Origin of the sequence: Microcystis sp. M015S2 (assembly GCF_020245945.1) — a bacterium.
GTDB lineage: Bacteria > Cyanobacteriota > Cyanobacteriia > Cyanobacteriales > Microcystaceae > Microcystis.
Genome location: NZ_JADBTX010000050.1, coordinates 100,194 through 117,700, shown reverse-complemented (window position 1 = coordinate 117,700; position 17,507 = coordinate 100,194). Strand labels below are relative to the sequence as shown.

Here is a 17,507-nt window from a genome sequence, read left to right as displayed (position 1 = left end):
AACTGATCACTGATAACTGATCAGTGATCACTGATAAATGATAACTGATAAATGATAACTGATAAATGAATGCTGCTCCCGCTTATGTTTGCTGTCAAGTGTTGTCATCTACTCACCTCCAACAAATTCGTTCTTGGTGGGGACAGTTGGCAATACAGGTGACAGCACCGAGGATTAGTCTCAGTGAAAGAGAGCTGCCCCTAAAGACGGGGGAAATCTATCAACTCTTGCTTTCCACTGACCTACAAGCTTTATTGTTAGCCAGTCCCCAAGCACATAACTTTGAGTACGAAGTCCGCATTAGTTTTGAAGCGAACACGATTAAAAACTTTCTGCAAGGACTGTCCGTCAAGTCTCTCCACAACCCAAAAATTCAGCAGGGTTATCAAATTTTAAATCTGCCTCTATCCAATAATGTCAGCAGTTTTCAAAATAAAATTTTAGTCAAAATTCTCTCGATAATTTCTTCTCCGTCTGCTGAGGGGGGTTGTCCCCGCATCTTCTCCGTTTGTCAACCGGTAGAAGCTGCCCTATCCCAACAAATCCAACAGGAAAGATTATTAAACCAAGTCATCACCCAGATGCGTCAGAGTCTGGAGATACCGGTGATTCTGGAAACCGTAGTCAGGGAAGCGCGAGAGTTTCTGCAAGTGGACCGATTGTTAATTTATCAATTTTTCCCCGGTACCGGGGAGGGAAAGGGAAAAATAACTTCCGAGTCGCGCATTTCTGACCAGATAAATTCGGTGTTAAATTTAACCCCCGAAGACGATTGTTTTTCCTATATTCCCCAATACAAGGAAAAGTATCGTCAAGGATTAATTCTGGCCGTGGATGATGTGGATGTTAACTATTCTTCTTCCTTCTGTTTGTCGGAATTTTTGCGACAACACCAAGTGCAATCAAAATTAATCGCCCCGATTGTGGTACAAGAAGAATTGTGGGGTTTATTAATTGCCCATCAATGTCAAGAAAAACGCCGATGGTTGCCGCAAGAAAAGAAATTTTTAGGTCAGATTGGGGAACATCTCGCCATCGCTATCTATCAAGCGCAATTATATTCTCAAGTACAGGAACAAAAAGATATTTTTGAACGCCGGGTAATAGAAAGAACCCAAGAATTACAAGATACTTTAATGGCCGCGGAAGCCGCTAACCTCTGCAAAAGTGAATTTTTAAATAATATTAGTCATGAGTTATTAACTCCCCTAACTTGTATTATCGGTTTGTCCAGTACCCTGCAAAAATGCTCGGCAGCTAATAATTTTTTACCTCCCGACAAACAAAAAAACTATCTAAAAGTTATTCAGGATAACGGCAATAAACTATTAGAATTAATCAATGATTTGCTTAATTTCTCGCAAGTTTCGGCAGGAAAAGCCGCTTTAGATATTAAACAATTTTCGCTAAAATATCTCTGTAATCACGTTTTAGAAATTATCAAAATGGAGGCAGAAAATAAAGAAATTAATCTGATTTTAGAGATGAAAATCACCGAAAAAGAGCATTATTTTTATGCCGATTATGATCGAGTTCAGCAGATACTTTTATACTTGTTAAAAAATGCCCTGAAATTTACCCCCGAACAGGGTGCTGTCACGCTGAGACTGTGGAAAGAAGGCAGTCAGGTCATTTTTCAGGTAGAGGACACGGGCATCGGCATTCCTGCTCAAAAAATACCGCTTCTGTTTGAAAAATTTACCCAATTGGATGGCTCTCGGAAACGTCGTTATGGTGGTGTAGGATTAGGATTGGCTTTAACTAAACAATTAGTGGAACTCCATCGCGGCACGATCGAGGTAGAATCTTGCTTAGATAAAGGTTCCATCTTTACCGTCCGTTTACCTCAACAAAAGCCCCCCAAACCCCAACCCTCGGATCATAATCCCCATTTTAATCACCACCATCCCACTATAGTGTTGATTGAAAGTGACGAAGAAATCGCCAATCTTATTTGTGAGTTATTGATGGTGGCACATTATCAAGTTATTTGGTTAATCGATAGTGTCTCCGCTATCAAAAAAATTGAGATCGTGCAGCCAAGTATTATAATTGTCGATCGAAAAATGCCCGATATATATCATCTCTGTCATCTCTTAAAAAAATCCAGCCAAACTCAAGCCAGTAAAGTGCTAATCTTGAATGATACCCCTGAAATCAGCGTTAATTTTCTCGGTCGTCATGGCATTGACGACTATCTCCTCAAACCGATTCAACCCTCCCTCTTGTTGGAAAAAATCCGCTATCTAACCGCTTTATAAGTAGGGTTTGCGGCAAAAAGTTTTTCGTGGGTGTGGGGTGTGGGGTGTGGGGTGTAGGGTGTAGGGTGTGGGGTGTGGGGTGTGGGATGCAGGGTGTGGGGTGTAGGGTTTTACCAATTTTCATTTTCTTTTTTCCTCAGAAAATAGGACTTGAAAACTAACTATTAAATAGCTAATTTTCAAGTCCTTAATTGCAGGAATCCTAGACTAAATTAACCTGAGTTCGGTTTAAGGGAATTTTGCCATAGCTTCCACGAAAGAATAGGAGTTTCAGGCTACGGTAGCATCAGGGTTTTAGCTTATCCCGAACTGAGGTTAAATTAGGATTCACTTTCGATATAGATAAATAACAACCCCATAACCACGGCTGGCATTAACCAACAGACGATCGGGATTAAAATCCAAGGCAGATAAGAAGCTGCGTAGTCACCAGTCATGTCAAATGCTCCTAGTAAAAAAATAAGGAAATGATAATCAGGTAGAAAAAGGGTTAATTATTGATTAAAAACCCCGCGCATGATGCCATCAACGACACCAAGATTTTCTAGGAGGAAATAGGCCACAAAAGCGCCACCCATACCACCAATAAAGAAACCGGCGGCGAATTGACTCCAACCCTCGGCCGATTTCAGCGGATCACCAGTAGCTGCCTTACCTTGGAAAGAGACAAGACCATAACTAGCTAAACAACCCGTAGCCAAGAGAACCATGGCTAAAGCGGGGATTAAGCCGCCAAGATTAGCATATTCCGAGTCTCTCAGGGGGCCCAGGACAACCCAGGGACCACCGAGGAAATAACCGTGGGCCATACCCACTTCTAGACCGCGCAGAATCGGGGCTAGACCGGGACGATAGGCAGGTAAGTTACCAATAAAAGCTTTGGTAAAACCAGAAGCGGAAATGGGGGTAGCTAGATGACCAATGAACGGATCATCATTGTAGGGTGTCACCACCTGTTTGTATCCAGTTTCAGCCATTGTGTTTGAGTTCTCCTTTTTCCGATCAACGGGAAAATTGATCATAAAACTTTAAGATTACACTTTAGGCCTAAGAATTACTTCAAGCAACCCCATCGATCGAGTTTTCAAGGGTTGACGGCTGAAACTCTCACAATTCGTTACATTTCTCTCAGAAGACGGGGGAGTGGGGAGTGAGGGAGAAGGGAGTGGGGGAGAAGGGGAGCTTTGTTTCAGTGATCAGTAAACAGTGAACTGACAACTCACATCTGATCACTGCTCACTGCTCACTGCTCACTGATTACTGATTAAGGGATAATCAACACCGGACAGGGGGCAAGGTTAATAACTTTGGTGGTGACGCTTTCGGACACACCTTCGCCGGTTAATCCTAAACCGCGACAACCCATAACGATCAGGTGAGCATTAATTTCATCGGCCACATCACAGATGACAAAAGAAGGCATTCCCTCCCTTTCAATCATTTCCGCATTGATGTTAGCTTGGGCGAAAATCGCTCGCGCCGATTGTAACAATCTATCCACCGCTTCGATCGAACTCATCTTATCGTCGGCGGCAATTTCTCCGGTGGGTGTCGTTTCCACCACCGACAACAGGACCAAACGACTGTCAAAGATTTTGACTAATTCGATCACACTACTGGTAGCGTCACGACTTTCGCGGCTGTGGTCGATGGGAAATAAAATCGTCTCAAACATAATTAACAAGTCTCTCCAATCAAATTTTTCTGGGCAAATCGGTCTTGGAACTGCAAAACTGATCCCCAAATCTGAAATAATCTTTGTCAAAGTAATTGCCGCAAGTAGCGATACCCTGATTTAATCTTTATTGTACGGTAAGCAATCTAGGAGGTTATGGGCTGTGCCAAAAAAAACAGTAGCGAATTTAACAGAGGCTGATTTAGCGGGTAAACGGGTCTTAGTCCGGGTCGATTTTAACGTTCCCATGGACAAAGCCACCGGGGCAATCAGCGATGATACCCGCATTCGGGCGGCACTACCAACGATTGAGGATTTAATCAAAAAAGGGGCTAAGGTTATTTTATGCAGCCACATGGGTCGCCCCGACGGTCAAGTTAAAGAAAATTTGCGTCTGACTCCTGTGGCTAAACGTCTCTCGGAATTACTAGGCCAAGAAGTGATCATGTGTCCCGATTGTATTGGTGAGGGAGTTACGGCAGCGATTAGCCAAATGTCTAACGGTCAAGTGGCCCTTTTAGAAAATCTGCGTTTCCACGGTGAAGAGGAGGCAAATGATCCCGATTTTGCCAAGCAATTAGCCGCTAATGCCGATTTATACGTTAATGATGCTTTTGGTACCGCCCACCGCGCCCACGCTTCCACGGAAGGCGTTACCCACTATCTCAGCCCCTCGGTGGCGGGTTATTTGATTGAAAAAGAGTTAAACTACCTACAAGCAGCTATTGAAACTCCCCAACGTCCCCTAGCGGCGATTATCGGCGGTTCTAAGGTTTCTAGTAAAATTGGCGTGATTGACACTCTATTAGAAAAGTGCGATAAACTGCTCATCGGTGGCGGTATGATCTTTACTTTCTACAAGGCCCGCGGCTTGAATGTGGGGGGGTCTTTGGTAGAAGAAGATAAGCTAGAGTTAGCAAAGTCCTTAGAAATCAAAGCGAAGGAGAAGGGAATAGAATTTCTCCTCCCCTCCGATGTTGTCGTTGCCAGCTACTTCCCCAAAAATGACAAACCCGCACCCGATACCCAAATTGTTAGCATTGATGCTATCCCTGACGGCTGGATGGGTTTAGATATTGGACCGGAATCGGTGAAAGTTTTTCAGGATGCTTTAGCAGATTGTAAGACGGTAATCTGGAATGGTCCGATGGGGGTGTTTGAAGTTGATCAGTTTGCTGTCGGCACGGAAGCGATCGCCCGCACTCTTGCAGATTTAACGCCCAAGGGTGTGACGACAATTATCGGCGGCGGCGATTCAGTTGCGGCTGTAGAAAAAGTCGGTTTAGCCGAGCAGATGAGCCATATTTCCACCGGTGGTGGCGCTAGTTTGGAATTACTCGAAGGTAAGGTTTTACCCGGTATTGCGGCTCTCGATGAGGCATAATTATCGCTAATATCTAAGGTTGAAATAAGGTGGGTCCTGGCCTGCCTTTTTTTATGAATTATGAATTATGAATTATGAATTATGAATTATGAACTATAATACCAAATCTGGTTATTAAAGACTGATTATCTATAGCCTCTATTACCTATTGCCTGTCCTGATATGTAGCCTATACTCAACGGATTTAGTATCATTAGGATATTTCAATTGCGGTAAAATCCACCCGCTGATATAAATCTGTCAGGGATATTTGAAAATCTAGAGAAAACAAAGTTAAAATCGCTTCTTGATCGTGATAATCCCGAAATTCCCAATGATCGGCTCTTTTATGAAACTGTTCTATATAATAACCATATTGATCGATTAAAATATATTCTTCAAAACTATCAAGAGAGCGATAAAACTTAAACTTATCACCCCGATTATAGTCTTGAGTAGATTTTGATAAAACCTCGATAATCACCTGTGGATTGGTAATCGTATCGGTGCGTCCTCTTTCAAGAATTGGTTCCCCCTTAACGATCATAATATCGGGATAGGTGTACATATTATAGGCGGGTATGGCCAAGCGTAGATCGTTGATAAATATATCATAGGCTTGATTCTGGATAGTTAAGGGAAATTTTCTACAGAAATTCAAGGCAATGCGATTATGGTTAGGAGTTCCCCCAGTCATAATAATAATTTCTCCATCTCGATACTCGTGTCTGTCGGTGGCGGTTTCCTCTAGTTGAAAGTATTCTGCGACTGTGTAGCGTTTCTCAGTGGTTGCGACCATATTGCCCCCTTGAAAGCAAAGCTCTGTCTTTATAATAACCTGTTTTCTGAAAAGGTAAGTAGCTGGTTATAATTAAATTAAAAATGGATTTTAGGTTCGATCCCCCCTGCCCCCCTTGATAAGGGGGGTGTCTGATAATTTTTAACGCCTACCTACTTATAATTATCGGTTTTAATCAGGTGCTGACTGCTGTATAAATATCGAGAGACCTTGTTAACAAGGTCTCTCCAAAGTGGGTGGGATTATTGTTGTTAATTTGTTAATCTGGTTGGGATAATTTGAGGATAGCACCGGTGACTTTCATGCTTTCTTGATAAAGCACGTCCTGGCCCCAACGCTGTAACTGTTTACCTAGGAGAGTTTCTGTTTTTTGGTCTTCCAGATGGGACACTTGTTCAACCCGGCAAGATTGGGCCCCTCCCGAAGCTTCCATCCGCATACAGCCGGTAGTTCCCGAACAAATTACCGTGCAACAATCAGCCTGAAGATTAGTAGAACTGAGTTTAATACTAATCAGATCCCCTTGTATCTCACCCCAATCGGCCACGGGAATACCGGCTAATTCCGCCTCAATTAAACGCTGGTCCTGACCGAGGAAGCTAATCCGATGAATAGCGTAATCTCCCGACCGGTGACTATATCCCACCGGTCGCCATTGTAACCGGCTGGCCATCCAACCGAGGAACATAAAAGCTTGGCAAGGATTGCCCTTTTCATAATCAATAGTAATGCGATCGACTTCCAGAATAGCATCCCGGCGCTCCGGCGGATCAAAAGCCTCGGCGGTTAGTTCTTGCCAAGGAGCGAGACGACTCCAGTTCAGGTCAGCTAATGGTACATCTGTGGCTAATAAATCCCCCACTTGCAGCAGTTCCGTTTCCGGTTCCCGAAAAGTGCTGGAATCGACGATAATCGTATCACATTGACTGGCCAGACGCTTAAATAGTCCATATTCCGCATCGGGACTGGCTTTCCACCAGAGAAATTTGGGCAAACTGGGAATAGTTAACTCGGAAATAATGCCGCCAATTCGTTCCAAAGCTTCCGCTGTACCGCTTAAAGTGACGTATTCACAGCAAACTAAAGTGTTCTGACTACGTTTGTTAACGGGACAATAGGCAGAAACAGAGGCTTTTACCCCTTCATCGGCCTCGGCGGTGGGACAGAGGGTAATAATGCGACAGGGATTGGAAGCAGCAATCGCATCAGCGACCCCAATCGCATCCAAATCGGCGGCGTATTGACGATGATTAGCCCCATCCTCGGCGTTTTTTTCCGCTTCCCAGGCCGCCCTTAACCGGGCGACAAATTCATCGCTAGAAAGCCCAGTTACTTCTAGTTCTAGGTCCTTCTGGGCGACTTTGATGGCGGCGTGGGTCCGCGGACCGGCAATACCATCAATCGGGCCGGTGTAATAGCCGAGAAGGGTTAACAATTCCTGTACCGCATCGGGTTCATAGACAATAAAGCTAAAGGTGGTGGCCCGGGTGGCGGCCATCCCATCCTCATTATTATTATAGGATTGCCAGATATCGCGCAGTTCCTGCTCGATCACATCGATGGAAACATCTTTCGGTGCTTGCAGGGAGACAATGGGGGGGCTTTGGGTGGTCATGTCAGTTATCAGTTATCAGTTACCAGTTATCAGTTATCAGTTATCAGTTATCAGTTATCAGATGTGAGTTTTTAGTTTACTGTTTACTGATTACTGATTACTGTTCACTGTTTTAGAGTCGTCGCCAACGACGGCCATCGCGGTTAAGGAGAAATTCCGCTTCTGTGGGTTCCCAGGTACCCGCTTCGTATTGGGGTACGGAGGCGGGATCGGCGGGAGCGTCCCAAGCGGCGAGAGCGGGAGTAACGATGCGCCATGCTTCTTCCACCTCGTCAGAACGGGTAAATAGGGTTTGATCTCCCAGCATAGCGTCTAAAAGTAGGCGATTATAGGCATCGGCGCTGGTGACACCGAAGGAGGAACCATAGCTAAAGTCCATTTCTACCGTGCGTGTGCGTAATTCTGACCCCGGCATTTTCGCCTCAAAACGGAGGGCAATACCTTCGTTAGGCTGAATCCGCATACTCAGTACATTCGCATTAGTTTGTTGGGCTGCCGATTGGAAGATTAATAACGGCACATGGCGGAATTGGATGGCAATCTCGGAAACTTTTTTCGGCAGACGTTTACCGGTACGCAGATAGAAAGGGACACCCTGCCAACGCCAGTTATCGACGATTAATTTCATGGCCACGTAGGTGGGGGTGGTCGATTCGGGATTAACCCCCGGTTCTTGCCGATAGCCCGGAATGGGTTTTCCTTTCATCCAACCGGCTTTATACTGGCCGCGGATGGCGGATTTTTCTAGGTTATTAATATCGGCCAGGTGAGTCGCTTGCAGGACTTTGACTTTTTCGCCGCGGACACTATCAGCGTTAATAGCGTTGGGTGCTTCCATCGCCGTCAAGCAGAATAACTGCATCAGGTGATTTTGCACCATATCGCGCAAAGCTCCCGATTTTTCGTAATATCCGGCCCGCTCCTCCACTCCCACGGTTTCGGCCACGGTAATCTGGACGTGATCAATAAATTGACGATTCCAGAGGGGTTCAAAGATAGCGTTAGCAAATCGGAACACCAATAAGTTTTGGACGGTTTCCTTGCCTAAATAGTGGTCAATGCGATAAACTTGGTTCTCCTGACAAACCTCTTGTACGACTCGATTGAGAACTTGGGCAGAACTGAGGTCTTTGCCAAAGGGTTTTTCGATCACTAAGCGGTGTTTAATCGGGTCTTTCAGCATTCCCGCCGCCCCGAGGTTTTTAAGGCCGGGGGGAAAGAAATTAGGAGAAACCGCTAGATAAAAGACTCGATTGCCGCGGGTTCCCCGGATTCCGTCTAATTCTTCCAGAAAGACTTTCATTTTGGCGTAACTTTCTGGGTCGTCCATGTTGCCGGGGAAATAGTACAACCCTTGGGCGAAGTCTTGCCAATATTCCTCACTACCAATCCCGTCGGAAAATTCTTCGATGCCTTGTCGCATCTGTTGGCGAAAATAATCATGACTCCACTCTCGGCGCGCTGTACCGACGATGGTTAATTCGGCCGGCAGTCGTCTTTCCCGTTTCAGTTGATAGAGGGCAGGAACCAGTTTTCTTTGGGTTAAGTCTCCCGATGCCCCAAAAATGACTAAAATTAGGGGTTCTGGGGTTCTTTCTTGTCGCAATCCCACTCGGAGAGGATTTTCGAGCAGCTTTACCATAGGATTTTGTCTAGCCGAGGTGCATTATTTTCCAGTCTAGCGAGAATACTCGACGGCATACCTAAAGTAAAAATTAATAACCACAATCAGTGATCAGTGATCAGTAATCAGTAATCAGTAATCAGTCATCGGTAATTGGATAATATCTTTAGGCCTTTTTGAGATCAAATAGTGCCGGGCCTGGGAGTGAGCGGGGGGAAAATGGGGGGACTTTTTCCCTGAAAATTAGGTAATTGACCACCCAAAAATGGGTGAAACCCCACAACCTACTCCTAGGAAAAACTTTTTGCCGCAAACCCTACTTATTTTTTGGCGGTTTTAACACAATCGAGGGTACGGACGATGGCGGCTGCTGCGTAGTTACGACGGGCGGGGTCATTTGGTACAAAAGAACTACCCTGTTCGTTCAAGGGAGAGGCCACACCGCAAAATCCCGACATCTGGGTAATTAAACTGGCAGCCCAATGACCGGAAGTATCGGAAAAATTGACGGGGGTTTTAGTTTGGGCTAAATCGGGGGCTTGTTTTTGCTGAGTTTTCAGGTAGGTGGCGGCCTGTTTCAGAATCGCCATCAATTCGGCCCTGGTGATGGGGTCGGTGGGACGGAATTCGCCGTTAGCTTTGCCGGCAACAATACCATTGGCCCGGGCCCATTGGATTTTTTTGGCACTCCAGCGCGTCGCTTCTACGTCGTTAAAACTGCCGCTGCCGGGGGGAATCTCTTCTAGGTTAATTTTGGTAACAGTTCCCATCCCTTCAATAATCATCGAGACGAATTGTTCCCTGGTGACGGGATTTTCGGGGCGGAAGGTGTTATCTTCTTTAAAACCGGCCACTACCCCAAGCGCGATCGCTTTTTCGATCTCAGTTTTATAGATATCGCCGCTAATATCCCGGAAACTGGCCTCAGCACTGGGGGGAGGAGTGGTTTCGCTGAGGGGAGGTCTGCCGGTGGCTGCGAGAACTTCCGCTTCTTTGCCGCTAAAGTAGAAGTGGCCTAAACTTTTGCCTTGGAAAGTACGACGGCTAAATCTCCAACCCGGTTCGAGGATAATTTTCATAAATCCTGTTTGCATTCCTCGGGTTCTTCCCACCACTAATTCCGGTCTGCGAGCATCCCGGGGAGTTCCCACTAAGTATAATTCGCCATTGCGTTCCACAATGCGCAGGATGTAATCTAGCCCAAAATCCCGGCCATCGAGACGGATAGAATAACCATTACTATCGGTGGCGCGGCGACAAATGCCAGTAAAGTCAAAGTTGAGGAGTAGAGGGTCGATCATGACGGGATTTGAGCCGCTTTCGCTCCAACACTTCTGTTTTCCCTGGATTTGTTCCAAGACTAGCAGGTCAAATTTATTACCTCCGTAGGGACGAGCGATCGCTACTACCTGGGTCTGCTCGATGTCCTGTTCGTCAAAGTTGGCCGCTGGTGTGGCAGTTATGCCCAAGGTCATTAGGGCGGTTAGGGCGATCGATAATCTGGCTTTCATGATCTTTATCTATAAGACGATTTTTGCAGTAAAAATAATAGACGTGCTAATCCCAATATTCTAAGACTGAATGCTTCCGGTCCTTGTTCCAGACTGCGCCGGATTGTTGTCTGTCTGCACAACTTTTCTCTCAATCTTCAATTTCCGAACCTATTGATCTGAGCAATATTCTGATGGAACTGTTGGGTTGACCAATATTAGCTCGGTTAGCTGTTGAAACTGGGGAGATTTTGGCGAATTGTTGAAAATTTTAGCCAGCCATTCGAGTCTTAGGCTAAGATGGGGAGAGAGGCTTTTAATTGGCCGCAGCCCTTGACTTCCTCACAGGATTTAAGCCCAATAATTGCCTAAAAAATTGCAATTAATCGATTGAGGGCTATCAGTGCTGCGGTGAATTATCATAGTTCATTAGCTCTGGTGAGCCATTGCCCTTTCTTTGGTGTGTGTGAGGTAAACAATTATGAGTAACTCCCCTGGCGATCCTTCTCCTCGTCCTAATCTTTTTCTGAGTATCGGTCGATTTGTCCGCCGGCCTTCTACTTTAATAGTCGGGGGAATTACTCTCCTAGGAATTACCTCCCTTGGCTATTTTACGACTCGTTATTTAGTTTATGAACGTCTCACCCCAATTTTAGACAATATCTTCAGTGAAATGCTGCACAGACCTGTCAGGGTAGGTAAGATAGAGGGCTTTTATTTTAATCGCATTCGTATCGGTAAATCGGAAATTCCAGCTACGGCCAATTCTGCTGATAGTTTATCCATTGATGCGATCGAATTAGGATTAAATCCGCTGCCCTTACTTTTAGGTCTGCCGCTGCCGGTTGATGTCAAGTTAATTAATCCCAGTATTTATCTCGATCAGGATAAAAATGGTCAATGGCTCGATAATTTAGAAAAAATAGCTAGTAACTTAGATCGGGAAGCACCCATCAGGTTAAATCTGGGTTTTCAGGTGGAGAAGGGAGATATTACTATCCAACCCTATGCCCTGAAAAAACCGATAGAAATTAAGGCCGATGGTCAGGGAAGATTCATCGATAATCAAAGGCAGCCTCTCACCTACGATTTTAGCGCAGAAATCCTCAAAAGTCAAGTAAAAATTGCAGGAGAAACGGCGTTAAAAACGGGTGAAAGCCTAACTAATCTTCAGATCGACCGTTTAAACTTAGGTGAACTATTAACTTTAATTCCTAATCGCAATTTTCAATTAAATCAAGGACAAGTAAATGCTAATATTGCTCTCAATATTCCCAGTTGGGCAAAGCTAAATCAAAGTCAAGGTAATGGCAATTTTCAGGTGACGGAAGTAGCGGGAAAATTCCAACCTTTCCAGTATCCAATTAAGCTAACAACTAAGTTAAATTTACAGGGAGATAAAGTATTAGTTGAACAGGCGAGCGCAAGTATTGGCAAGATTAAAACTGAGGTAAGAGGAGAAGTAAATTGGCAAACCGGTTATCATCTCAAGGTCGCTCTAGAATCGGTGGATTTACAACAGCTTTTAAGAATTATTTATCTGCAATCACCTCTAGATTTACGGGGAGAAGCACGATCTACTTTTCAAGTGACGGGAAAATTAGATCAACCTCTAATTAAAGGAACCGTTAGCAGTAGCAAACCGATTATTTTTGAGCAAATTCCCATTCAATCAATAACCAGTAATTTTCAAACAAATCTCAATAGTCTTAATTTAGATAAAATTCAAATTAAACCCGTTGCAGGTGGAGAAATTAAAGGAGAAGGAAAATTGCAGTTAAATATTCTGCAATCCCTGCAAAAAAATCAACCTCTTGACGGGACAAAAATGCCGATTAATTTGAATTTACAAGCGCATTTTCCCACGAGAAAAATTTTATCTCAATTGGCGACAATTCCCGCTAAAATTAATATAAATGATCTGCAAACTAATATTAAAGCTAGGGGGAGTTTGGGACTGCCCCAATTATTAATTAATTGGCAAATACCCACGGTTAATCAGTCAGGATTAATCAATGTTGCTGGGGAGGGTAAAGTATTTTTAGGGGGCAACAAAATAAATTTAACCGATACGGTCATTAAAACAAATGGCGGCAAACTACAGGTTAATGGTAATGGTGATTTTACTAGCAAATTAGTCCAGGCAAAAATTACGGGTAATAACTTTTTATTGACTCCTTTTGTGCCTCTTGTTTGTCAATATTTAGATAGCATTTGCCCCTACCTAGAAACATTAGAACCCTTAAATTTAGAGACAGCTAATATTCAAGTTAGTGGCAAAATTGACCAACTTAATATTAACACTTTAAACGGAGTTGCTAACTTAGAAATTAGCAGTAAACAAGGCACAATTTTAGTCAATAGTCAAGTATTGCAGGGAAATCTTCAGGCTAAAGCTGTCTTAGCGGGATTGCCGATTAATTCCCTATTGCCTAACTTACCAACCCAGGTTAAATTAATGCAATCGCAGATTAATTTACAAGGTTATTTAGGGGAATTACTAAATAATAAAAATAATATTTTCAGCAGTTGGCAAGGTCAAGGTAATATGCAATTATTAGTAGATAATAATCCTTTAATTGCCACAGCCAAACTGAATCAAGGTTTCCTGACAGGAACAGTTAATACCAGTGGGATTAGTCTTAATCCTCTAGTGGAAAATTTAACAGTTCCCGTCAGTTTAGGCAGGGCAAAAATCAGCTTTGCTGGCAGGATAAATTCTCTGATTAGCGGTACTTTAACGGATTTACAAACTTGGCGCGGAGAGGGAGATATACAGTTATTTGTTAATAATCGATCCCTAAAAACTACCGCCCAACTGGAACAAGGTATTTTAAGCGGTATAGTTAATACGGCTGGCATTAACTTAAATCCGTTTTTACCCAATATAAATATTCCTGTTAGTCTAGGGAAAACCCAAGTCAATTTCACCAGTGCAATCAATAATTTACTAGCGGGAAAAATCCCTAATTTGTCCACCGTCAATGCTAGGGTAAATACTCGGTTGTTAGTGGATAATAATCCGATTAATACTGATATTCAGTTAAACAACGGGATTTTTAATATTCTCAGTAGCTTAGAGAATTTTCAGACTAATATTCCCATACCGTTGAATATTTCCCAAACCAGGTTTCAAGCAACAGGAAATGCCCAAACTATTTTCGACTCCCTGCTAGAAAAACGACTCAACTTAAGCAGTATCAAAGCAGTTTTTAACTCTCGTATTAATGTAGCTAAAGGAGAAATTAAAGCTAAGGGACAACTGAATAATAATTTCTGGCAAAGTGATATTATTGCCACTAATCTTGATCCCGCTGCCGTACTAGGGCAATTGCCAGGAATAAAATCAATCTCGATTCCTAACTTAGATTTTAGGGCCAATTTAGCGGGAAACATTAAAGAAATTTGGCAGGGAGTAACACCAATTCAGGTTAATAATCTCTCGGCACAGTGGGGAGAAAATAGCTTTGATGTACGAGGAAATATTCTTTTAGCTAATCTTATCAGTCAACCCGATATCGCTGAGGTTAACTTAAATCTACAGGCAAAAACTGACTTTTCTACTATACCCTTAGATCAGATTATATCGCTTTTACCGATCGAGCCTCGTTTGAAACCCAGAGAATCGACACTGACAGGGTTCGGAGAATTTCAAGGACAAATCACAGGAAAAAATCTCTTAACTGCTTGGCAAAAAGTGGGAAATATACAAATCAAAGGAGATATAAATTTAGCTAACTTTAGCATTAATGAGCGACTCTTTGAACCTATCTTAAAAGGAAGTATGCAAGCAGGAATCGGTCAAAATATTAGTTTAAATCTGCGGGGAAATCAGGACATTATTGACCTGACTTTCGATCCTTGTCAACAAAATAATTGTCTGCTGCCCTATCTTCCTTTAGGGATAAATATTCGCCAAGCTTTTGGAAATAAAACTCCTTTTCTAGCAACAGCTAAACGAAGCGGAGAAAATTTAAATGTTCAGATTGCCGATTTTCCCCTAGAAATCCTGAAAATATCTCCCACGGCAGCCTACAATATTCCGGGGATTATTGCTGGACAAGTGAATGCTAATCTAGACATCAATTTATTGAACTTACAGGGACAGGGACAACTAGAGATTAATCGACCTAGTTTAGGTAACTTAATCGGGGAAAAATTAACGGCAAATTTGGTTTATCGGGATTCTATAGTTCAACTGCAAGAAGGTAGTTTACAAGCGGGTGCAAGTGAATATAATCTGCAAGGTTTATTTAATTGGCAAACCCAAGCAATAGAAGCTAAACTCAGGGTAGATCAAGGTTATATTCAAGATTTATTATCAGTTGCTAGTATCTATGATTTAACCAGTTTAATCAACTTTTTCTCCTCTGAGAATAACCCAGCTATTCAACTTAGTCCCCTAGGAGTAGGTAATCCCGAAGCTTCCCTAGCAGAACAGGTAAATTTGCGGGCAAAAATTGAAGAAATAATCCAGCAATTAGCAGGGGAAAGGGGGGTAGTTGGGATACCGTCTGAACTAGATTTTCGTGGTCGTTATCAAGCAAATATAGCCTTAAATGGGACTTTAAAAAATCCCGATCTTAGCGTACAATTTCAGGGCAATAGATGGGAATGGCGACCCCAAAGACCGACAGTAAATATTGTTAACCCTCTGGGAATTGTCACCACCGATACCCAATTAATTCCGATTGATGAAGTAACAATTAATCTTAACTTAAATCGTCAGTTGCTCAGGATAGAACCGATTAGATTAAAATCACGAGATTCTTCCGTATTTTTAGCGGGTGATTTTTCCCTAAAAAAAGTAGAGGGAACTTTTGCCGTGGAAAATCTTTCTCTCGATCTCTTGAGAAATTTTGTGCAGTTTCCCTTGGATGTATCCGGTAGTCTAAAAACTCAAGGACAAATTACAGGAACCTTATTAAATCCTCGTATTCAGGGTAACTTTGCCTTTATTGATGGTGCAATTAATGCCCAAAATATTAATCAAGATATAATTGGTTTATTTACCTATAATCAGTATCGTTTTGATTTGCGGACAACCTCCTCCGAATCAATCCAACTCTATGCCAGCATTCCCTATCCTCCCTTACCGGGTAATGATCAATTAAAAATCCAAGCAAAATTGGGAACCGATGCAATCAAATTAATTGAAGCTATCAGTCAAAACGCCATCGAATGGGTTAACGGTGAGGGAGAGGTAGTTCTTTCAGCGACGGGAAGATTAGATATAAAAGAGGGTTTAAAAATCAAAGATTTAGAAGCAAATGGTATAGTTACTCTCAATAATGCCGCTATCCGCAGTGTTGCTTTTCCAGAGATTTTAACCGTAAATGGCCGCATTGGTCTAACCCCTGAAAGCTTAACAGTAGAGGAATTACAAGGCTCGATCGCTGATAGACAAATTTCTGTGGTGGGAGTTTTACCTTTCTTTCAAGCCATCAAAAATAATCCTAATCCCTTAACAGTTAATATTCAAGAGGGAGATATAGCAATTAATGGCCTTTATCGGGGATTAATTGCTGGGAATGCCATGGTAACGGGAACAATTCAGCAACCAATTATCGGGGGTAATGTGCGTCTTTCTCGGGGTAAAGTTTTTCTTCCTCGCACCGCAGAAATTAATCAAGAAACGGATAAACCGGTGAGTCGCTGGCTGCAGCCTCTCAACATTCCTCAGGCGACAAATATTACTCCGGTTTTAAATAATTTCCAAGTGTCTTTAGCGGGATTATCAATCGAACAAGAACCTTTGTATCAATTTGATTTTAGTGGTGCTTTAACCTTGAACGGTCCGCTCACTCCACTGGAGAAATTACAAACCAATGGAGTGATTAATCTCGAGCGAGGACGGGTTAGTTACATCGATACTCGTTTTCTTCTTAACCGACGCAATCAAAATGTTATTGTTTTCGATTCTAGTCGCGGGTTGGGACTTTTTAATCCCTTTGTTGATATTCAACTGCGAACAATTCTCAGCGAATTTTCTCAATCTCGCGATTTTGCTATCTCCCGTCCGGGGGGGGATTTTCCTAGTAATGAAATTCCCGATGATAGCCTCAATCGCATTCAAAGGATTGATGTCACCCTCAGCGTTGAAGGGGAATTAAACCGCTTGCTACCAAATTTAGGACGTAATATCAATGAAGTGTGCCAAATTCGTCCCGATAGTCCACCTTTTCCCCTGGAGGAAAACTATACAGATACAGAATTACAAAAAGCTGCTAATTGTCTACAAGCAGTGGCTTTTGCTAGAGGTGAAGATGAGGGATTGATTAATACTCCTCTAGTTAAATTAACCAGCACTCCTCCCCGCAGCCAAGGGGAAATCGTTCGACTTTTGGGGGAACAATTGCTGTCGGTTTTTAATGGTTTACAGGGAAAAAATACAGAACAATTAATTCAATTTGGAGTGGTTCAGTTGGCGATTCCCCTTTTAGCGCAAGGAGTCGTGTATGATGTGGAGAATGCGGTTAGTAATGTGATCGGAGCAACGGATTTTAATATTCTTCCCAATTTGGAAACCGTCTATCGAGTTAATTCCCAGTCTTTTATCCGCTTTTCCTACGATTACAATTTGAATGAGTTTACCGTCCGCTATCAAACTCAATTTTAAAGTAAGATGGCTGGATAAAGCGGCAAAATCGGGTTATACTTAATTACTAGGAGAAAACCTA

At 42.9% G+C, this 17,507-nt stretch carries 10 protein-coding genes; 3 read left to right on the top strand and 7 right to left on the bottom strand.

From position 1 onward, the window contains the following. Window positions 1-65: 65 nt before the first annotated feature. On the top strand, window positions 66-2,261 hold the full coding sequence (locus tag IM473_RS10750) for an ATP-binding protein (RefSeq protein ID WP_287657777.1): 2,196 nt from the start codon (window positions 66-68) through the stop codon (window positions 2,259-2,261). 320 nt (window positions 2,262-2,581) lie between these two features. Here the strand turns inward: IM473_RS10750 and IM473_RS10745 are convergent, their stop codons facing one another. The 3 genes from IM473_RS10745 to IM473_RS10735 all read right to left on the bottom strand — a co-directional run bounded on the left by IM473_RS10745 (window position 2,582) and on the right by IM473_RS10735 (window position 3,936). Further along, window positions 2,582-2,698 carry a photosystem I reaction center subunit VIII gene (locus IM473_RS10745; protein ID WP_004162778.1) on the bottom strand — a complete coding sequence of 39 codons (117 nt, stop codon included), beginning with the start codon at window positions 2,696-2,698 and terminating at the stop codon, window positions 2,582-2,584. A gap of 57 nt (window positions 2,699-2,755) precedes the next feature. Beyond that, window positions 2,756-3,238: a photosystem I reaction center protein subunit XI gene (locus IM473_RS10740; protein ID WP_045361306.1), complete on the bottom strand. Its 483-nt coding sequence runs from the start codon at window positions 3,236-3,238 to the stop codon at window positions 2,756-2,758. Between the two features lie 287 nt (window positions 3,239-3,525). Then, window positions 3,526-3,936, bottom strand: a complete 411-nt coding sequence (locus IM473_RS10735; RefSeq protein ID WP_287657775.1) for a universal stress protein — start codon at window positions 3,934-3,936, stop codon at window positions 3,526-3,528. Window positions 3,937-4,099: 163 nt separating this feature from the next. Between IM473_RS10735 and IM473_RS10730 the strand changes: the two genes are divergently transcribed. After that, window positions 4,100-5,320, top strand: a complete 1,221-nt coding sequence (locus IM473_RS10730) for a phosphoglycerate kinase (protein ID WP_287657774.1) — start codon at window positions 4,100-4,102, stop codon at window positions 5,318-5,320. A 193-nt stretch (window positions 5,321-5,513) separates the two neighbouring features. Here IM473_RS10730 and IM473_RS10725 read toward each other — a convergent pair whose 3' ends face one another. From IM473_RS10725 to IM473_RS10710, 4 genes are all read right to left on the bottom strand, one after another. Continuing rightward, on the bottom strand, window positions 5,514-6,098 hold the full coding sequence (locus tag IM473_RS10725; protein ID WP_287657772.1) for a Uma2 family endonuclease: 585 nt from the start codon (window positions 6,096-6,098) through the stop codon (window positions 5,514-5,516). A gap of 259 nt (window positions 6,099-6,357) precedes the next feature. After that, window positions 6,358-7,713 carry a glucose-6-phosphate dehydrogenase assembly protein OpcA gene (opcA, locus tag IM473_RS10720; protein WP_287657770.1) on the bottom strand — a complete coding sequence of 452 codons (1,356 nt, stop codon included), beginning with the start codon at window positions 7,711-7,713 and terminating at the stop codon, window positions 6,358-6,360. Window positions 7,714-7,825: 112 nt separating this feature from the next. Next, on the bottom strand, window positions 7,826-9,355 hold the full coding sequence (gene zwf, locus IM473_RS10715) for a glucose-6-phosphate dehydrogenase (protein ID WP_287170295.1): 1,530 nt from the start codon (window positions 9,353-9,355) through the stop codon (window positions 7,826-7,828). Between the two features lie 302 nt (window positions 9,356-9,657). Further along, the gene (locus IM473_RS10710) at window positions 9,658-10,848 is read right to left on the bottom strand and encodes a DUF3747 domain-containing protein (protein ID WP_287657768.1); all 1,191 of its coding nucleotides are present in this window, start codon (window positions 10,846-10,848) and stop codon (window positions 9,658-9,660) included. A gap of 460 nt (window positions 10,849-11,308) precedes the next feature. Between IM473_RS10710 and IM473_RS10705 the strand changes: the two genes are divergently transcribed. Continuing rightward, window positions 11,309-17,446: a translocation/assembly module TamB domain-containing protein gene (locus tag IM473_RS10705; RefSeq protein WP_287657766.1), complete on the top strand. Its 6,138-nt coding sequence runs from the start codon at window positions 11,309-11,311 to the stop codon at window positions 17,444-17,446. The last annotated feature ends 61 nt before the right edge of the window (window positions 17,447-17,507 follow it).